The following is a 19,465-nucleotide window of genomic DNA, read 5'->3' as shown; positions in this document are numbered from 1 at the left end:
TTATCTGGCTGGTTTAGGCTCCTTTGGCTTTTCAGTCATTTTAACTCGCCGTTTTGGAATGGGCTTATCCCGGAATCTCAGTTTATAAATCACATAATAGTTGAATCCGAATTGACCACCCTTATCTGCTTTTCCAAAACCCGGTATTTCATAAGGAAACAGCTCCTCACTTCCAGATAATGACTTTGAAAACTTAAACCTCATCGTATACCCTAAATAGATAGGCCCCGCGATTCTCACATTAATACCCAGATTAGCCTCAAACCAGCGAGCGGTTAGATTATCATTGGAATAGTTTAAAGTTTGGGCTCCCCAGCCTTGATCAACCTGATCATAGCTTATTTGATCTTTGAAATTACTCCTTGCATACATCAGTCCAAAGAATATGCTACTTCTGTGCTTATTATAAGGCATCATATTCACATGAGGACCAACACGAAAAAAAGTGCCTTCCGAACTATAATTGAACCCTTCACCTGTTGGGTTTATTTTATCTATACCAAATTCGCCCGCCAAATAATACTGTCCGAAATCAACCTTCGAATGAAATTCGAGTTTTGTCTCATCACTGAATATGGTCTTACCCAATCCAATTGCATCTACTGCAAAGATGACTTCAGATGGCGTAAAATCCTTTTTGCTCTCTTGAGCAATAATACTTGTACTACTGAGTAGTAGAATGAGGCTAGTTGTATATTTTAATATTCTCATCGATAGCATTATCAATAAAAGTAGAAACCAAATCATAGGTATAGGACGAGCCAATCACTTCCAACTCATCATAAAAAAAAGAAGGCCCACATTCCTCGGACAACCATTCCAATTCTGTCGTATAGCTTAAAGTCAAGGTATCCACAGAAGTACTCGATACAAATACATAAGTAACACGATCTGTCGTGGGATCAAGATTCAGCGTAAAACTTGACAAAGAATCTGAGGAATTGTAGAACACGCTATCCGAATTTCTTTCTGTAACGCCTACGAATCTCTTAACAAGCACTGTAGAATCTTCACTATTATAAAAATTCACAGTAATACTGCTCTCAGGTGACCCTAAATCACAATCCGGCTCTTTTCCACAAGCCCATAACATTAAAATTCCCAGGCTCAGAATAACAATTTCTCGCATATTTATCGCTCGCAATTCGTTTGGTTTATTGCTGACTTATTGGCCGCTAAGATACTTATATATATTGAATCCCTGAGGAGTAATGCTTACCAAACGATCATTCGCATAAGCCACTTCACTTGCATTTAACCCCTGAATGGAGAGCCTAAGATTATCTCCATCGTAAAGATGAATAAGATTCAGAAAACCATCAGCTTGATAATACATATAGTCTTTGTGGAAACCTGCTGAGGACGGTGCCCCTTTCATCAGTTTGAACAAATAGTTACCGATATTGTCAAATACATGAATGCCCGAGGACTCATCTATAACATACATTCTGTTCTGATGAGAATGAAAGGATAAAATGCTGGCCAGGCTCTGATCCAAGACTTGAGCTAGTGACTTTTGCTCCAAAAGACGGTTTTCCCTAAAGTCTACCAGTTTCAACGCAAAGTCTGAGATATCGAGTACCCAAAGGGTTTGTTGAAAATTTGGTGCCACCTCTTCTACATACCCTAAACCAAAATCAGTTAACCTATATGTGATAGGGTTAGATAGATATCTATTGAGCACAATAATTTCTTGTAGGTCCTTATAAAAAAGTGAAACCTTGAACTGTGTTGCAGCTGTAATTTCATGAATACTTGCTACTTGAGTTGGCGCGTACTCTACCATAAAATTCCCTTCTGGAGAATATTTGGATACTTCTCCCTGCAAATTGCTCACATAGATGTTTCCAGTCTGATCAAGCGCTAGTTGATTCACAGGACCAAACTTCACTTGCTTCAGCAATTGCCAACCCTGACTAAACGAAATGAAAGGCGCCAGCACAAAAGAACATATCATCAAAGCCCTCATCATCTGGCATACTCTTTCAACTGCAATTCATTTCCGTCATAAACACCATAGTTGCTTCCATTCACCCACTCTCCTAGATTGACATAAGTGGCCTTATTATCTAAGTCATGTGTTCCTGCTATATGCCTATGACCATACACATAATAGTCATGATGGTTGGTTCTTTCGACTTGATTACTATGAATGATTAACCATTCTTTTTCTTCATGAAAAGTCAGCGGTTCGTCCAATTGAGCCAGGCGACTACCATTCGACCAGCGCTTGGCCAAAGCCACACCAATATCAGGGTGCAGCCACTTGAATAACCATTGGCAAATCGGATTCTTAAATATCGATTTAAACAATTTGAATTTTCTATCGCCTGGGCCTAGACCATCACCATGAGCGATATAAAATGCATGTGAGTCAATTTGATAGGATTGAGGTTCATGACAGACCTGAACACCAATTTCTTCAACAAGGTAATTCTTCAACCATAAATCATGATTTCCAGAAAATATGATGATTTCAATTCCGCGATCTACAAGCTCGGCCAATTTCCCTAGCAGTCTTACAAATCCCTTAGGAATGACTTGTCTGTATTCAAACCAAAAATCGAAAATATCACCTACAAGAAATATGGCCTGGGCGTCTTTGGATACTTTATCCAACCACGCCACAATTATTTTTTCTCTCAGCAGGGACTGCTCATGATTGGGAATACCTAGATGAAAGTCACTGGCAAAATAGACTTTCTTATTTTTTTCTAGTTCAGATAGAGAAGTGTTCATCTGAAAAAAAATTGGGGCTATGAATCATAGCCCCAATTTATTGTATTATTTAGAATCTTCCGTGGTTTCTTCGAGATTCTCGGGCGCTGATGAAGGATCTTCCTCTTCGCTCTCCACTTCTGATTTAATTTCAGATTTAAGCTCTTCAATGGCCTTCTCATTTTTCACTTCTTCTTCGCCTTTTGGCCCTAAAGCACCATTAGTAAAGGCAGCGTAATTGGTGTCTTTTTCGAATGGACGTTTTCCAATCAACTCTTCTAGATCGGATTGGAAGATAATTTCTTTCTCGAGCAGCTCTGAAGCAATTTTCTCCAACTCCTCACGCTTGTCATTTAAAAGCTTCTTAGTTCTAGTATATGCATCATCTACAATTTTCTTCACCTCTTTATCAATCAGTTCTGCTGTAGCATCTGAATAAGGTTTATTGAAATTGTACTCTGATTGTTTACTATCATAAAACGAGATGTTACCAATAGCCTCATTCATACCATAAACAGTTACAATGCTATAAGCCATTTTAGTAATTCTCTCCAAATCGCTCAACGCACCCGTAGAAACTTTACCAAAGACAATTTCTTCAGCAGCTCTCCCTCCCAGCGCCATGCACATTTCATCCATCAACTGTTCCGTTTGATGTAAGTGCTGCTCTCGTGGTAAGTACTGAGCATATCCTAATGCCGCATATCCTCTTGGCACAATACTAACTTTCACCAAAGGATCTGCATGCTCCAAGAACCAACCTGCCACCGCGTGACCTGCTTCGTGGTAGGCTACGATTTTCTTTTCTTCAGGAGATATGATTTTACTTTTTTTCTCTAATCCACCAATCACTCTATCTATGGCGTCTTGGAAATCTTTTAGGTCAACTGCCTTTTTGTCTTTTCTTGCAGCGATCAGTGCCGCCTCATTACAAACGTTCGCAATTTCAGCACCAGCAAAGCCAGGTGTTTGTGCCGCCAATTTTCTTGAGTCAACGTCTTTGTCAGACTTGATAGGTCCGAGGTGAACTTTGAAGATCGCGTCTCTACCTACAATATCTGGTTTATCAATACTGATTTGTCTATCGAATCTACCTGGTCTAAGCAGCGCTGAATCCAGTACATCTGGTCTGTTGGTCGCAGCCAGGATAATTACCCCTGAATCGGTAGAAAATCCATCCATCTCAACAAGCAGTGAGTTCAACGTGTTTTCTCTTTCGTCATTTGACCCAGGCATCTGACCTTTTCCTCTAGATCTTCCGATTGCATCAATCTCGTCGATGAACACAATACATGGTGCTTTCTCTTTGGCCTGCTTAAATAAATCTCTTACTCTGGCCGCTCCAACGCCTACGAACATCTCCACAAAATCAGAACCTGAAAGGGTGAAGAAAGGTACAGCTGCTTCTCCAGCTACGGCTTTCGCCAATAATGTTTTACCTGTACCTGGAGGGCCTACTAATAATGCTCCTTTTGGAATCTTACCTCCCAGCTTCGTGAACTTAGAAGGGTTCTTCAAGAAGTCAACAATCTCTTTTACTTCTTCTTTCGCTTCATCCAATCCAGCCACATTGTCGAATGTAATCTTTACTTTGTTTTCTGCATCAAATAAAGCTGCTCTGGATTTACCAATATTAAATATCTGTCCACCTGGGCCTCCGCCGCCAGTCATTCTTCGCATCAAGAGCCAAAAGCCTAAGATAATAATGATAAAGAATCCTGAATTCAAGAAGATATGAGTATAGTCGGATCGATCGTCCACCAGATACTCATAGTCATTTCCAGACTTCAACTGTGAATCAAGCTCCTTCTTCTTATTTGCAAAAATGTCGATGCTCTCAATCTTGAAAAAGTACTGTGGGCCAGTGTTCTGAACGCCAAATCGGTTTTGCTGCTCGAGCTGAATTTTGTATTTACTATTTTGTAAAGCTTCTTCTTTTAGAGTTACTTCTACAATTTTTTGATTTCCTATAAGGACTACCTGCTTTACGTCGTTGCTGAGCACCATTTGCTCAAATCTCTTGAAAGAAATTTCGACTGCAGAATTATTGTTTGAGAAGTACGAAATGCCAAATATGAAGGCCATGAGACCTAAAATGACCCAAATTTGATAATTGGGTTTATTGGGCTGATTGGTACTATTCTTTCTCGGTTTATCCGCCATTATTAATTATTTATAAAATTGTCTTTAACGCCTTGTTGTTGATTAAGTTTTATTCTTCGATAGAAGTGATAGTTGCGTCTCCCCAAAGCTTCTCAAGGGAGTAGAATTCTCTACGGTCATTTCTAAAGATGTGGACTACTACATTCGCATAATCCATCAATATCCACTCTTTGTTTTCTTTCCCTTCTTTTCTCCATGGATTGTCTGAAGTGAGCTTATAGACCTCTTCTTCTACAGAGTCGGAAATGGCATCAATTTGTGTATCCGAATTACCAGAGCAAATTACAAAAAAATCAGCGACAGCATTACCAATTTCCCTCAAATCAATCAACACTATATCAGAAGCCTTCTTTTCCTTCATCCCATGTATCACTGCATCACTCAAGATTTTAGAATTTTGAGCTTCCTTTATTTCTGTCATGCTTTGTCTCTAAATTTACCACAAAATTAACCAATTTAAGTTGCATAAATTCTTTGCCAAAACTCAATTCCTTGGAAAAAAGGTTCTTTTTCTGTCACAATGTCATTCGACCAATGACACGGCTGCTGATCTATTGAAAGAAAAATCAGAAATTGAAGGAACTACCATCATTAGCCAGAACCAGACCCAAGGCCGTGGCCAAAGAGGAAATAGCTGGGAAAGCGAACCTGGAAAGAATGCGACTTTTTCGATAATTCTAAAACCAACCACCATCCCCACCCAAAATCAATTTCAACTCCATCTTATTACTACCCTAGCCATCCACCAAACGTTGTTCCCCATCTTGGGAAAAGAATTGAAGATAAAATGGCCTAATGATATTTACTATCGTGACAGAAAACTAGGCGGAATCCTCATAGAGAATACGCTGAAAGGTTCACACATTGAGCATTCAATTATTGGAATAGGTCTTAACGTAAATCAGAGTCATTTTTCGAACGTACATGCTACCTCATTATCCGATATAACAGATAGCAGCTACGAAGTGAATGAACTTATTGAACAGATCCTTATAGAATTAGAAAAAAAATACCTTGAGCTCAAAGGCGGAAAACTCAAAATGTTAGAAGCCCAATATCTGAGAAGGTTGTATCAATTCGAAACAACGAGTATGTACGAAGCAGATGGTCGCATCTTTCAAGGAAAAATCATTGGAATTAACCCCAGTGGACTGCTGAAAGTTCAGGAAAATGAATTGATTCATGAATTTGCTTTCAAAGAAGTAGTCTATCGGTGAACTCATCACTAAGTTTTTTCGTCATCAAATAAAGACTTAACTTTGCAGTCGCAAAATGAAAAATATAAAGAAATGATAGATACAGCATCAAAATTTAAGGTAAAGGATATTAGCCTGGCCGATTGGGGCCGAAAAGAAATCAAATTGGCAGAGGCAGAAATGCCAGGTTTGATGTCATTGAGAGAAGAGTATGGACAAAGCAAGCCATTAGCCGGAGCTAGAATAGCAGGATGTCTACACATGACTATCCAAACTGCTGTTTTGATTGAAACACTAGTAGAGCTAGGCGCGGAAGTTACCTGGTCTTCTTGTAATATTTTTTCTACGCAAGATCACGCTGCTGCAGCTATTGCAGCTGCAGGTATTCCTGTGTACGCATGGAAAGGACTAACTGACGAAGAATTTGATTGGTGTATCGAGCAAACATTAACTGCATTTGAAGGAGACAAGCCTTTGAACATGATTTTGGATGATGGTGGTGATTTGACTAACATGGTGTTTGATAAATTCCCAGAATTGGTCAAAGACATCAAAGGATTGTCTGAAGAAACCACAACTGGTGTACACAGATTACAAGAAAGGGAAGCTAATGGCACATTAGTAATGCCAGCCATCAACGTAAACGACTCTGTAACTAAGTCTAAGTTCGACAACAAATACGGGTGTAAGGAATCATTGGTTGATGCAATTAGAAGAGCAACTGACGTAATGATGGCTGGTAAAGTAGCTGTAGTAGCTGGATATGGAGATGTTGGTAAAGGATCAGCCGCTTCATTGAGAGGTGCAGGTGCAAGAGTAATCGTTACCGAAATTGATCCAATATGTGCGCTGCAAGCTGCTATGGATGGTTTTGCTGTAAAGAAAATGGATGACGCTGTAGCTGAAGGAGACATCATAGTTACAACCACTGGAAACAAGGATATCATTGTAGGACGTCATTTTGAAAAAATGAAAGACAAGGCAATTGTTTGTAACATCGGTCACTTCGACAATGAAATTGACGTTGCCTGGTTGAACAGCAACGCAAAGAAAAATGAGATCAAACCTCAAGTTGACCTTTACGAGTTGAATGGCAAAGAAATTATTCTTTTGGCTGAAGGGAGACTAGTAAACTTGGGTTGTGCTACAGGGCACCCATCATTTGTAATGTCCAACTCATTCACCAACCAAACTTTGGCTCAGCTAGAGCTTTGGAATAACTCTGAAGCTTACGAAAACAAAGTATATATGCTTCCAAAGCACTTGGACGAAAAAGTAGCTAGACTTCACTTGTCTAAAATTGGTGTAGAACTAGATGTTTTGAGCCAGGATCAAGCAGAGTACATTGGTGTAACACCAGAGGGGCCATATAAGCCTGAGTACTATAGATACTAATTTTTGCTCAAAGGCAAATCTAAAAGGCCACTTGTCTACGTACATACTTAGACAATGTGGCCTTTTTTAATAGGCAAAATGAGTTAAGTCATTGATATAATTTATAAACTCATCAAAACCGTTTAGATTTAAGAACGTAGGATTGTGTGTTCATACATATATTTGAACGTCAATCAAAACTAATGGAAGAGTCACCGACCAAAAACAACTATTCCAATCAGGCAAAGGATAAAATCTTCAATGAAGAATTTATGCCGCACATCCGTGCTATGTACAATTTTGCCCATCGCCTCACTTATGATGAAGACGATGCCAAAGACCTAGTGCAAGACACCTTTATGAAATCATATCGATTTATTAATTCATTTCATCAGGGAACTAATGCCAAAGCATGGCTGTTCAGAATCATGAAAAACAGTTTCATCAACGACTTTCGCAAGAAAAGTAAGCAGCCTGCAAAGGTTGATTATCAGGAGGTGGAAGGTTATTATAATTCTGAAGGCACTCAAAAGTCAGTGACCACTGATTTGAGAGTAGACACTGTTAAAAACTTAATTGGCGATGAAATAACGAATGCACTCGCCGCCTTGGACGTAGACTTCAGAACTGTAATCATTCTATGCGACCTTGAAGGTTTCACTTACGAGGAAATGGCCAAAATATTGGACATCCCTATAGGTACTGTAAGGTCAAGGCTTCATAGGGCAAGGAACTTGTTGAAAGAAAAATTGCAGGTCTATGCGCAGAGCATGGGATATTAATAATTAGATTTGCGGCAATTGTGAGCTTAAAGAAATTGATACATGAGATGAAATTCCGAACAGGAATGGCCAAGTGCACTGAGTATGTAGACTTAGTTCAATTGGTTTTAGACGGAGAAGCCAGTCGTTCTCAGGAAGTTTATCTCAAAAGGCACCTTAAAATGTGCTTGAAATGTCTGGAGCATTATAAATTGGATCAAGAAATAAAGAAGCTCGTTCAGTTGAAGTTAGCCAGCAAAGAAGTCCCTGAAGGATTGGCTGATACTATTAGAACCAAAATCGCAAAATCTGCTTAATTGATGCACAAAGGCAAAGCCATTATTTTTTCCGCTCCATCAGGTTCAGGGAAAACAACTATAGTAAAACACATTCTTTCTCAATTCCCAAACATTGAATTCTCGATTTCTGCATCGACAAGAGACCGAAGAGGCCGTACAGAAACTAATGGCAAAGACTATCATTTTTTATCTCCTGATGAGTTCAAAGAAAAAATTGACAACAACGAATTTATTGAATGGGAGGAAGTGTATGAAGGCAATTTCTATGGCACCCTCAAGTCTGAGATAGATAGAGTTTGGGAGAAAGGCCACCATGTCATATTCGATGTTGATGTAAAAGGAGGAATTAGCTTGAAAGAGTATTTTGGAGATAATGCACTTTCGATTTTCGTAAAAGTTCTTGATGAATCAGTGCTAGCCGAACGACTAAAAGATCGTGGGACCGAAGACGAAGCCAGTCTTTCCAGAAGGTTATACAAAGCAAAATTTGAAATGTCATTTGAGAACAAGTTCGATGTAACTTTGGTCAATGACAAATTGGACGACTCATTCGAGAACGCTGAAAAAATGATCAATGACTTTTTGAAATAACGAGACACTTATGAAAGTCGGTTTATTTTTTGGTTCATTCAACCCTATCCATATCGGGCATATGATCATTGCCCAAACCATGCTGGATAGCGGCCATATAGATGAACTTTGGTTTGTGGTAAGTCCTCAGAACCCTTTTAAGAAAAATAAAAACCTACTTCACGAATTCGATAGACTGGACATGGTAGAAGCCGCTACCTCGGAAAACCCAAAATTTCGAACCACAGATATTGAATTTAACCTTCCTAAGCCAAATTATACTGCGCATACCTTAGCGATACTCTCAGAAAAACATCCTGACAAGCAGTTTTCACTCATCATTGGCGGAGATAATCTGGCATCATTTCATAAATGGAAAAATTATCAAACCATTTTAGAACATCATGAGCTATTAGTCTATCCAAGGCCTGGGGGTCAGGAGTCTCAAATCGAATTGACCGACCGTATTCATTTTGTAGAAGCACCACTTTTGGATATTTCTGCCACTTTTATTCGATCGAACATAAAAAATGGGCACTCGATCAAATATCTAGTGCCCACTGAAATTGAAGAATTTATTGCTAGAAAAAAGTTCTACCAATAATTAAATCGTCATAATATCTTTTTCCTTAGTTACCACCAACTCGTCAATTTTGGCTACATGACTGTCTGTCAATTTTTGAACCTCTCCTTCTGCACCTTTTACTGCGTCTTCTGAGACACCTTCTTTGATCAATGCTTTCAACGAATCGTTTGTATCCTTTCTCACATTACGAATACTGATTTTTCCGTTTTCCGCTTCAGCCTTTACTTGCTTCATTAGGTTTAACCTTCTCTCCTCAGTCAATGGAGGAATATTAATTCGAATCTGCTCTCCGTCATTCTGAGGGTTAAGTCCAAGGTCACTGTTAATAATTGCCTTTTCTACGTCAGCAATAATGCTTTTCTCGAATGGCTTCACAGACAAGGTTCTAGCATCCGGAGTGCTCACTACCGCTACTTGATTGATCGGAGTCATGGCACCATAATATTCTACCATCAAACCATCCAACATATTGGGCATAGCTTTTCCAGCCCTAATTTTCCCCAGTTCGTGATTGCAGTGACCAACAGATTTATCCATTAATTCTTTGGCCTCAGCCAAAAACATTTCAATTTCTTCCATGACTATATTCGATTATTTCAGTGATTGCTTCAAAGATAATAATTTCAACAACTTTACTTTATGAGATCAAAGTACCTACCTCATCTCCAGCAATGATTGCTTTTAAATTTCCTTTTTTATTCATGTCAAACACAATTATTGGCAAATTGTTTTCCTGGCATAGTGTAAATGCCGTCATGTCCATAACATTCAACCCTTTTTCATATACATCCTGGAAACTAATACTTGGAAATTTTGTAGCCGATGCATCCTTCTCAGGATCCGCAGAATAAACACCATCCACTCTGGTACCTTTCAGTACTACATCCGCTTCCATTTCAATGGCCCGCAAACTTGCCGTGGAATCTGTGGTGAAATATGGGTTCCCAATACCTGCACCAAAAATCACTATCCTTCCTTTCTCTAAGTGGCGTACTGCTCTTCTCTTAATAAAAGGCTCGCAAACTTCTTCGATTTTAATCCCCGACATGAGTCGTGTATAAAGACCAGATTTTTCTAGGGCCGATTGCAATGCCATGGCATTGATCACTGTGGCCAACATACCCATATAATCACCTTGAACTCGATCTATACCTGATTCTTCAGCCTGTACACCTCTAAATATATTACCACCACCGATGACGATCGCGATCTCCACTCCCAGGTCTTTCACCTCCTTTATTTCATTCACATATTGTTCCAGTCTGGTAGCATCTATACCATATTGCTTATCTCCCATCAGGGCTTCGCCACTCAACTTCAACAATATTCTTTTATACTTCATCAGTGATTTGTGATTATCGTGTTAAACAAAAATTTCACAAAGATAGGAGGGAATTCGACACTTGGTATTTATAAGGAAAGTAAAATTTTACCTTTTTCTACACTGTCTCCTTTTTCGGCGTGCAGCCCAGTCACCACCCCATCAGCTGGGCATTTGATGACGTTTTCCATTTTCATAGCCTCGAGGATCAGAAGATGATCTCCTTTTTTTACTTCTTGCCCTTCAGAAACCAATACATCGAGTATGAGCCCAGGCATCGGTGCTTTCACATCTTTAGCTCCAGCCTGACCCGCTGATTCCATTCCCAGTTTTGCTAATAGTAAATCAAGGTTATCCTTAACACTGACTGTATATGGTGTATTGTTTACTTTGACTTGTACAGTTTTTTCTTCCCTATCTACTGAAATGACTTTTGTTTGATAGGATTTATGGTTTACTAAAAAATGAAGATCTTCATTTTCTGACTTGGCTAAATCAAATTCAAATGCTTCGCCATTCAACAAGTATTCTCCTTGCTGCTCATCAATTTCAAATGTATTTTCTCCTATTTGGGCTTTTTTCATTATCGTGCTGTTTGAGCCAAAAATAACTGCCTTGACTCAAACCACAATAACTAAGGAGAAATTTATCCCAACTGGATCGGACGACTCATACTCTCATCCAAAGAAATAAATGTTTCGGTACGATCGATACCATCAACTTTTTGGATCTTGTCATGCAATACCTCTCTCAAGTGATTGGTATCCCTGCAATGGATTTTAATGAAGATATTATAGTTACCCGTGGTATAGTGAATCTTTACTATTTCAGGAATCTCCCTCAATTTATCCACTACAGTGTCATACAGAGAGCTTTTTTGCAAATAAATTCCTAAGAAGCAGGTCACATCAAAGCCCAATTTCGAATAGTCTAATTGCAAAGTTGTTCCTTTTACAACGCCTAACTCTTCCATTTTTTTCATGCGTACATGGACTGTACCTCCAGATACATAAACCTTTTTTGCTATTTCAGTATAAGGTGTCTTGGCATCCAGCATGAGGTGGGAAAGAATCTTCAAATCCACATCATCAATTTCATAATTTTTCGGCATGATTCAATACTGATTTTATTAATTATTCAACAATATTAATAATATATTAAATAATATGTAAATATTTTGCCATTTTTATGTGATATTTTTAATATATCAAGGCTTTTCTTAATTTTACATTATCAAAACAAACGAAAAGACGTTCTTTTGTTTAATACTGTAGGGTGATGAAATAGGCAGCCATGCCCTCCTATCTCGGGGGTGGAGATTCGGGATAAATCGCTCCTTGCGACTAACTACTCCGTGGAGGTTCGAATCCTTCTCCTACAGCTATCATTTTTGGGTTAATGTTGTTTAATGAAAGAGTCTGGTTTTTCCAGACTTTTTTCATTTATAGCCTTTTAAATTCAAATGAACCCTCATATAGAAGCCTGTATCGTTAACGATGAATATTTCGTAATTTCAGCACCCTAAAACACATTCAAATTACAATATCATCAATATTACTAGCAATAAAGTAAAAATAATCTATTTATTTAGCTGTTTTTATGAAAAATTTTCAACATTCAGTGCGGTTTACTACCTTTGAATTATCAAAACAAACAAAAAGACGTTCTTTTGTTTAATACTGTAGGGTGATGAAACAGGCAGCCATGCCCTCCTCTCTCGGGGGTGGGGATCTGGGACAAATCTCAACTTGAGACTAACCTCTCCGTGAAGGTTCGAATCCTTCTCCTACAGCTATCATTTTTGGGTTAATGTTGTTTAATGAAAGAGTCTGGTTTACCAGACTTTTTTCATTTCTACCCTTTGATAATCAAAAGTATCCTCCTCTTTTTGATAATTCCATCGTCATTAAGCATCTTTAGAAGATTTTTATGTTTTCATCTAAATTCCTAGATGGAACAATCTTTAAGCACTAACAAAACAAAATGGCGACGCATACTTGGTTTCAACACTACCCTAAGGGAGTTCCTCAAACAATAAACCCGGATGAATACAAATCTCTTCCTGATCTCTTTGAAACAGGATTTAGCAAATATCAGAATTTGCCTGCCATGGAAAACATGGGCAAATGCTTCTCCTATAGTGAACTCCATGAAAAGGTAGATGAATTTGCCATTTTTCTACAAAACCACACCAGTCTAGAAAAAGGTGATCGTATAGCCATACAAATGCCTAACCTCTTGCAATATCCAATTGCTATGTTTGCTGCCTTAAAGTGTGGTCTTGTGGTGGTCAATACAAATCCGCTTTATACACCGGATGAAATGAAGCATCAGTTCAATGACTCTGGAGCCAAAGCCGTAATAATACTTGAAAATTTTGCATGTAATCTTGAAGAAATTCTTTCTGATACTTCTATTGAAACCGTAATCACCACTGAGATAGGTGATTTACTCGGTGGGCTGAAAAAAGCGATCACAAATTTCGTAGTCAAAAAAATCAAAAAAATGGTGCCTCCATTTTCTTTGCCCAATGCCATCAAATTCAACAAGGCATTGGAACTAGGTCAAGCTGGGTCATTTAAGCATGTAGAAGTATCAGGAGACGATTTGGCATTTCTTCAGTACACAGGGGGGACTACTGGTGTATCTAAAGGTGCCATGCTTTCTCACAGAAATTTAGTTGCCAATCTCGAACAAGTCTGCGCTTGGATGAGTATCATGCTTGAAGAAGGCAAAGAAACGGTAATCACTGCACTGCCGTTGTACCATGTATTTGCTTTGACCTGCAATTGCCTTGTTATGTTCAAACTTGGCGCAAAAAATGTATTGATTACTAACCCACGTGATATGCCCGGTTTTGTAAAAGAATTGGGCAAACATCAATTCTCAGTGATTACAGGAGTTAATACTTTATTCAACGGATTACTGAATCAGCCAAAATTCTCAGCCCTAGATTTTTCAAAACTCAAAGTAGCATTTGGAGGCGGCATGGCAGTTCAGAAGGTGGTTGCCGAAAAGTGGCTAAAAACCACGGGAGCTCCATTAGCCGAAGGGTATGGCCTTACAGAAACATCCCCTGTACTTACTACCAACCCGCTTGACGGAACTGATCGAGTAGGCACTATTGGGCTTCCTATTCCAAGCACTGAAATCAAAATGCTGGATGACGATGGTAACGAAGTAGCGCAAGGTGAACCAGGTGAGCTTTGTGCCAAAGGCCCTCAAGTAATGAAGGGATACTGGCAGCGACCAGAAGATACAGACCAAGTGATGCATGGCGAATGGTTTAAAACTGGAGACATAGCCACAATAGATGGTGACGGATTTATCCGAATCGTAGATAGAAAAAAGGAAATGATCCTTGTATCAGGTTTTAATGTTTACCCTAATGAAATCGAAGATGCCATAGCCCGGCACGAAAAAGTCTTGGAAGTTGGTGCCATTGGTGTACCCGACAAGAAATCCACTGAAGCGGTAAAAGTTTTCATTGTCAAAAAGGATCAGTCGCTTACTGTGGAAGAAGTCCAAGCACATGCGCATGAAATCTTAACAGGTTATAAATGTCCCAAGCATGTTGAGTTTACTTCAGAGTTGCCAAAGTCCAACGTTGGTAAGATTTTGAGAAGAATACTCAAAGAACAAGATGCCAAGGTGAACACATATGATTAACACAAAGGCAAAATCGAATTCGTACTTTATTATATTTTTGTTTCTTGAATCTTATCACACATAAATAATCTCAACTTTATGAAGCCCTACTTTCTTATTATTCTACTGTCCCTGCCATCAGCATTGCTAGCACAAACAGACACCACCTACTGGAACAAAGGCGGCAAATTCGGAATCAATTTTTCACAAGCCACACTCACCAACTGGGCGGCTGGTGGTGGAAATACCGTGGCTGGCTCCGTGTATTTTAATTATATCGCTGACTATCAAAAAGACGATATTCTCTGGCAAAACACGATCGATATGGGTTTAGGCTGGATCAAAGAAGCAAGATCTGAGCAACAAAAAGCTGATGATAGATTGGTGCTTACATCAAGTTTTGGCAAAAAACTACATAGCAACAATAATAAATGGTTTTATAATGTGACTGCAGATTTCAGAACTCAGTTTATTGAAGGATATGACCCTGAAAAGGATCCAAATCAAAACAAACCAATATCTAAGTTTATGGCTCCGGGCTATCTTATGACCTCTGTCGGTATTGACTGGCGCCCAAACGAAAATTTTAATTTAACTGTGAGTCCTATAACCGGAAAGTTCACCTTCGTTCAGGATGATTCACTTTCGGCAGCAGGTGCCTTTGGGGTTGACCCAGGAGAAAAGTTTCGAGCCGAGTTGGGAGCTAGTCTGAAGGCTAGTTATAACAAAGAGATTTTTGAAAATGTGCAGTTTACTTCCAATCTACTGCTATTCTCCGACTATATAGAAAATCCGGATAAAATAGACGTGAACTGGGAAAACATACTCAACCTCAAAGTGAATAGCTGGTTATCAGCCAATATCTACAATCAAATTATCTATGATTATGATATTAAATTTTACGATGTCGACTCAAATGGCGATAATATTTTATCAACAGAAACGGAAAAATGGCAATTCAAAAACATTATTAGTTTAGGGCTTGCTGTTCAGTTTGGCGGATCCAGAGGCTAAAACCAAGAAGTACTTAAAAAAATGGTATTTGACAATTGTCAAATACCATTTTTTTAAGTTAGAACGTCTGCCCCTCGGCGTACGTCCTATAAGAAACTTCAGCCGGTGACTGTATAATGAATAACTTTGCGCTGGTAGAAAAATCAATATTCAAATGTGATTCATCCTTTAGTACGAAAAAATCATTAGGAACTACAGAACCATCAGCAATTTGACCCTCTCCATTTAACACATATACAGTATAGATAGAATCTTTATCCAGATCCATTGACCAACTTCCAGATATATCCGAAATCTCCATTATCGAAACTCTCTCCGTATCTATTTTCATTGGAGACCCCTCACCCACAATAGTTTTAACAGTTCCATTGTCGGTTTTTACCGTTGGGAAATCTGCAGCCTTGATATCTGAGTAAGACGCCTCCTTCTTCAAGGACTTGGTCAAATCCGGATCAAACCATATCTGAAAAAATTCACCACCAGGAAGTACTTTTTCAGCATGAGAAATCCCATTTCCAGCGCGTATCACTTGTGCATCGCCAGTATCCAGATCCAACCACCTATCATACTTAGTGTCATAGTGTGAAATCTTGCCGCCAATTACATACGACATAATTTCAAAACCCTGATGCGGGTGAGTATCAATCAACCCTCCAGTATCAGACCATGCATGGGCCCAATAAAATAGATTGGACATAGAATTGGCTCCTCCGGGCTCATGAGGGAATCCAATGGGCTTATTCTCTCTTATCCTGCCAAAATCAAATGCTCCTTGAGCTTGATGATGTTTGCTTATAATCTCTACACTCATGTGAAGCTTAACGTAATATTTTATATGTTGTTACATATATTGTGATTACAAATAATTTAACCTTAGTATGAACGAATTTTGATACTTATATTAAGTATTGAACTCATCAATAAGCCTTTCCATTCTCCTCCAATCACTCAAAATCGTATATTAGGTTATTTAAGCTCCTTTAGGATATATTTGTTTGAGCGCTTCATCGTTGATAATTTAAGTGTATGAAAATAGATCTGAATGAGATTTGGGAATTTATGGAGTTGGCTCCTCAACCAAAAACTGCCAAAGAAGGCGAGCAATGGATCTATGAGCTTGTAGCTGGTAACATTACGATTTCAAAACTCAAATCAGAAGACATACTTAACCTGAAAAAAGAGGAAAATTACGACACAGAGTTATTGCCATCTATTTTCACTTTTCGGGAAATACTATGGCAGCCTAATGTTTATACACAACCGGCTCTATGCATTCCACAGCTCAACATCCTAAAAGTATTCTGCGAAGACTATGTTTCGGACATGAAGAAAGAGCAAAATGGAGACATTTGGCCGTACTTCGATCTGCTAAATGGTCTGGCTCAATTCTGCAAAGAAGCACTCGACCGTATGCAGGCTGAGAACGATGCAGGAGAAATTCGCATAACTTCCATTTTAGGAGACTTGCGAAAAAAAGCCTTTCCTGTGATCAAATTCTTCATCTTTCATCCAATGAATCGAAAAGATTATCAAATTGACGCACTAAACAGGCTCAACTATGCAGTAAAGATCATGCTGACGCAATACAACAACAAATACTACGATCTAAGAGATCCTTACTGGAATGTCAGCGTTGGTAATCCCCAAAATTTCGCAACCAAAACTGCCACCGAAGAGCAAACAGAAAACACTGGAGATTCGCCAGATTCAGACTCGAGTTCAGCACCATCGGCAGCACCAACTTCCCCAATTATGAAAAATAAAGTGATTAGTCCAGTAACAGCTGACTCAATAGACAGTGAACTAGAAGAACTATAACCAACCATTTAATAGTGAATTAATCTTTCAAGCCCTGTTCTTCTCATTAATTAGACGTAATTTTGCGCTTTAATTTTTAGAAGGATGACAGAAATAAGAAATGTTGCTATAATAGCCCACGTTGACCACGGCAAAACTACCTTGGTCGACAAGATCATTTACGCCGCACAAGCTAATGATGCAAAAAGAGCCCAAGACAATAATGAATTGATCCTGGATTCAAATGATCTTGAAAGAGAACGTGGCATCACGATTCTTTCAAAAAACGTATCTGTAAACTACAAGGGAACTAAAATCAATATCATTGATACTCCTGGTCACGCCGATTTCGGTGGAGAAGTTGAGCGAGTGTTAAGTATGGCTGATGGTGTAATTCTTTTGGTGGATGCATTTGAAGGCGCTATGCCTCAAACAAGATTTGTATTGGGCAAAGCCCTATCCCTTGGCCTGACTCCTATCGTAGTGGTCAACAAAGTGGATAAAGAAAACTGTCGTCCTGACGAAGTGCATGAAGAGGTATTTGACTTGATGTTCAACCTTGAGGCTACTGAAGTACAATTAGATTTTCAAACGCTCTATGGTTCTTCTAAAAATGGCTGGATGAGTCATGACTGGAAAAACGAAACTGGTTCTATCGATCCATTATTAGATACTATTCTAGAAGCTATCCCAGCTCCTGAGAAAAAAGAAGGTGTGCTAAGAATGAAGATTACTTCATTGGACTTCTCTTCATTTACAGGAAGAATTGCAATTGGTAGAATCCACCAAGGGTCTATTTCCGTAGGAGAAAGCCTTGGTCTGACTAAGAAGGATGGCACCGTTAAACGTGTAAGAATAAAAGAACTGCATGTATTCGAAGGGCTTGGCAAAAGAAGTGTTGAAAAAGTGGAATGCGGAGATATTTGTGCCGTAACTGGAATTGATGATTTCGAAATTGGTGACACAATTACTGACTTTGAAAACCCAGAGCCATTAGAAAGAGTAGGTGTAGATGAGCCTACCATGAATATGCTCTTCACGATCAATAACTCACCATTCTTCGGTAAAGAAGGAAAATTTGTGACTTCTCGTCACTTGAGAGACCGATTGATGAAAGAGACTGAGAAAAACTTGGCCCTTCGTGTTGAAGAAACTGACACTGAGGACAAATTCTTAGTTTATGGTCGCGGTGTACTGCATTTGTCTGTATTGATCGAAACCATGAGAAGAGAAGGCTACGAGCTACAAGTAGGCCAGCCTCAAGTGATATACAAAGAAATAGACGGCGTAAAGTGTGAGCCAGTAGAGCATTTGGTTATCGATGTACCAGAAGAAACTTCAGGTAAGGCAATCGAATTAGTAACCAAGAGAAAAGGCGAGTTAACAATCATGGAGCCTAAAGGCGACGTACAGCATTTGGAATTCAACATCCCAGCCAGGGGATTGATTGGATTAAGAAACCAAGTATTGACTGCTACGGCAGGAGAAGCTGTGATGACACACCGATTCAATGGATACGAGCCATACAAAGGTGATATTCCTGGTAGACTAAACGGTTCTTTGGTATCAATGGAGACTGGCCCAGGTACTGCTTACTCCATCGACAAGCTTCAGGACAGAGGAATTTTCTTCGTTGATCCAGGAGAGGACCTTTACATTGGTCAAGTAATCGGAGAGCACTCAAGAGCGAATGATTTGGCTATCAACATCCAAAAAGGCAAGAAGTTGACCAACATGAGAACTTCAGGAACAGATAATAATGCTAAAATTATTCCAGCAAAAAAATTCTCATTGGAGGAAGCACTAGAATACATCGGTAAAGATGAGTATGCTGAGATTACTCCAGTATCGCTTAGGATGAGGAAAATTGATTTTAAGGCTTAAGTTAACATAACAAAACATAGAAAACGGCAACTCAAATGAGTTGCCGTTTTCGTTTACAAAGGCTTCACACGGTTTAGTAGCTAATTGTCAGTCAAATTGTTATTTTAGTTAAATAATACCTCAGACTTAAAGTC

At 39.0% G+C, this 19,465-nt stretch carries 21 protein-coding genes; 10 read left to right on the top strand and 11 right to left on the bottom strand.

What is annotated here, in order from left to right:
* From ACO6S2_RS05725 to rsfS, 6 genes are read right to left on the bottom strand one after another with little or no spacing between them, the layout of a single operon-like run.
* Positions 1–711 carry a DUF6048 family protein gene (locus ACO6S2_RS05725; protein WP_422361555.1) on the bottom strand — a complete coding sequence of 237 codons (711 nt, stop codon included), beginning with the start codon at positions 709–711 and terminating at the stop codon, positions 1–3.
* Entirely contained in the window at positions 686–1,129 is a 444-nt protein-coding gene (locus ACO6S2_RS05720; RefSeq protein WP_422361554.1) for a DUF6452 family protein, read from the bottom strand. The genes ACO6S2_RS05725 and ACO6S2_RS05720 overlap by 26 nt, the downstream gene beginning before the upstream one ends.
* A gap of 36 nt (positions 1,130–1,165) precedes the next feature.
* On the bottom strand, positions 1,166–1,972 hold the full coding sequence (locus ACO6S2_RS05715; RefSeq protein WP_422361553.1) for a hypothetical protein: 807 nt from the start codon (positions 1,970–1,972) through the stop codon (positions 1,166–1,168).
* Complete coding sequence (locus ACO6S2_RS05710; protein WP_422361552.1) at positions 1,969–2,739, bottom strand: UDP-2,3-diacylglucosamine diphosphatase; 771 nt, start codon at positions 2,737–2,739, stop codon at positions 1,969–1,971. The genes ACO6S2_RS05715 and ACO6S2_RS05710 overlap by 4 nt, the downstream gene beginning before the upstream one ends.
* 45 nt (positions 2,740–2,784) lie before the next feature.
* The gene (ftsH, locus tag ACO6S2_RS05705; protein ID WP_422361551.1) at positions 2,785–4,881 is read right to left on the bottom strand and encodes an ATP-dependent zinc metalloprotease FtsH; all 2,097 of its coding nucleotides are present in this window, start codon (positions 4,879–4,881) and stop codon (positions 2,785–2,787) included.
* Positions 4,882–4,930: 49 nt separating this feature from the next.
* Positions 4,931–5,302 carry a ribosome silencing factor gene (rsfS, locus tag ACO6S2_RS05700; protein ID WP_420582175.1) on the bottom strand — a complete coding sequence of 124 codons (372 nt, stop codon included), beginning with the start codon at positions 5,300–5,302 and terminating at the stop codon, positions 4,931–4,933.
* Positions 5,303–5,342: 40 nt separating this feature from the next.
* Here rsfS and ACO6S2_RS05695 point away from each other — a divergent pair, with 40 nt between their 5' ends.
* From ACO6S2_RS05695 to nadD, 6 genes are all read left to right on the top strand, one after another.
* Positions 5,343–6,098: a biotin--[acetyl-CoA-carboxylase] ligase gene (locus tag ACO6S2_RS05695; RefSeq protein ID WP_422361550.1), complete on the top strand. Its 756-nt coding sequence runs from the start codon at positions 5,343–5,345 to the stop codon at positions 6,096–6,098.
* 72 nt (positions 6,099–6,170) lie between these two features.
* A complete protein-coding gene (gene ahcY, locus ACO6S2_RS05690) occupies positions 6,171–7,472 on the top strand; it encodes an adenosylhomocysteinase (RefSeq protein WP_422361549.1) in 1,302 nt (433 codons plus the stop codon).
* A gap of 182 nt (positions 7,473–7,654) precedes the next feature.
* A complete protein-coding gene (locus tag ACO6S2_RS05685) occupies positions 7,655–8,233 on the top strand; it encodes a sigma-70 family RNA polymerase sigma factor (protein WP_420582178.1) in 579 nt (192 codons plus the stop codon).
* A 47-nt stretch (positions 8,234–8,280) separates the two neighbouring features.
* Positions 8,281–8,529, top strand: a complete 249-nt coding sequence (locus ACO6S2_RS05680; protein WP_422361548.1) for a zf-HC2 domain-containing protein — start codon at positions 8,281–8,283, stop codon at positions 8,527–8,529.
* A 3-nt stretch (positions 8,530–8,532) separates the two neighbouring features.
* Positions 8,533–9,102, top strand: coding sequence for a guanylate kinase (gene gmk / locus ACO6S2_RS05675; protein WP_422361547.1), 570 nt, complete (start codon positions 8,533–8,535; stop codon positions 9,100–9,102).
* 10 nt (positions 9,103–9,112) lie between these two features.
* On the top strand, positions 9,113–9,685 hold the full coding sequence (gene nadD / locus ACO6S2_RS05670) for a nicotinate (nicotinamide) nucleotide adenylyltransferase (protein ID WP_422361546.1): 573 nt from the start codon (positions 9,113–9,115) through the stop codon (positions 9,683–9,685).
* Here nadD and frr read toward each other — a convergent pair whose 3' ends face one another.
* The 4 genes from frr to ACO6S2_RS05650 all read right to left on the bottom strand — a co-directional run bounded on the left by frr (position 9,686) and on the right by ACO6S2_RS05650 (position 12,099).
* Positions 9,686–10,246, bottom strand: a complete 561-nt coding sequence (frr, locus tag ACO6S2_RS05665) for a ribosome recycling factor (protein WP_422361545.1) — start codon at positions 10,244–10,246, stop codon at positions 9,686–9,688. It abuts the gene before it with no gap.
* 58 nt (positions 10,247–10,304) lie between these two features.
* A complete protein-coding gene (pyrH, locus tag ACO6S2_RS05660; protein WP_422361544.1) occupies positions 10,305–11,009 on the bottom strand; it encodes a UMP kinase in 705 nt (234 codons plus the stop codon).
* Between the two features lie 68 nt (positions 11,010–11,077).
* Positions 11,078–11,572, bottom strand: a complete 495-nt coding sequence (locus ACO6S2_RS05655; RefSeq protein ID WP_422361543.1) for a biotin/lipoyl-containing protein — start codon at positions 11,570–11,572, stop codon at positions 11,078–11,080.
* A 62-nt stretch (positions 11,573–11,634) separates the two neighbouring features.
* The gene (locus ACO6S2_RS05650; protein WP_318173085.1) at positions 11,635–12,099 is read right to left on the bottom strand and encodes an Lrp/AsnC ligand binding domain-containing protein; all 465 of its coding nucleotides are present in this window, start codon (positions 12,097–12,099) and stop codon (positions 11,635–11,637) included.
* Positions 12,100–12,971: 872 nt separating this feature from the next.
* Here ACO6S2_RS05650 and ACO6S2_RS05645 point away from each other — a divergent pair.
* Positions 12,972–14,657, top strand: coding sequence for an AMP-binding protein (locus ACO6S2_RS05645; protein WP_422361542.1), 1,686 nt, complete (start codon positions 12,972–12,974; stop codon positions 14,655–14,657).
* Between the two features lie 78 nt (positions 14,658–14,735).
* Complete coding sequence (locus tag ACO6S2_RS05640; protein WP_422361541.1) at positions 14,736–15,650, top strand: DUF3078 domain-containing protein; 915 nt, start codon at positions 14,736–14,738, stop codon at positions 15,648–15,650.
* 58 nt (positions 15,651–15,708) lie between these two features.
* On the opposite strand, the gene ACO6S2_RS05635 is transcribed toward ACO6S2_RS05640, so the two are convergent.
* On the bottom strand, positions 15,709–16,461 hold the full coding sequence (locus ACO6S2_RS05635) for a pirin family protein (RefSeq protein WP_422361540.1): 753 nt from the start codon (positions 16,459–16,461) through the stop codon (positions 15,709–15,711).
* 215 nt (positions 16,462–16,676) lie between these two features.
* On the opposite strand from ACO6S2_RS05635, the gene ACO6S2_RS05630 reads away from it, so the two are divergent.
* On the top strand, positions 16,677–17,468 hold the full coding sequence (locus tag ACO6S2_RS05630) for a hypothetical protein (RefSeq protein WP_422361539.1): 792 nt from the start codon (positions 16,677–16,679) through the stop codon (positions 17,466–17,468).
* 84 nt (positions 17,469–17,552) lie between these two features.
* Complete coding sequence (typA, locus tag ACO6S2_RS05625; protein WP_422361538.1) at positions 17,553–19,331, top strand: translational GTPase TypA; 1,779 nt, start codon at positions 17,553–17,555, stop codon at positions 19,329–19,331.
* The last annotated feature ends 134 nt before the right edge of the window (positions 19,332–19,465 follow it).

This window comes from Reichenbachiella sp. (genome assembly GCF_965233835.1).
GTDB lineage: Bacteria > Bacteroidota > Bacteroidia > Cytophagales > Cyclobacteriaceae > Reichenbachiella.
Note: the sequence above shows the minus strand (reverse complement) of the source record. Positions and strands in the feature narration are given on the sequence as shown.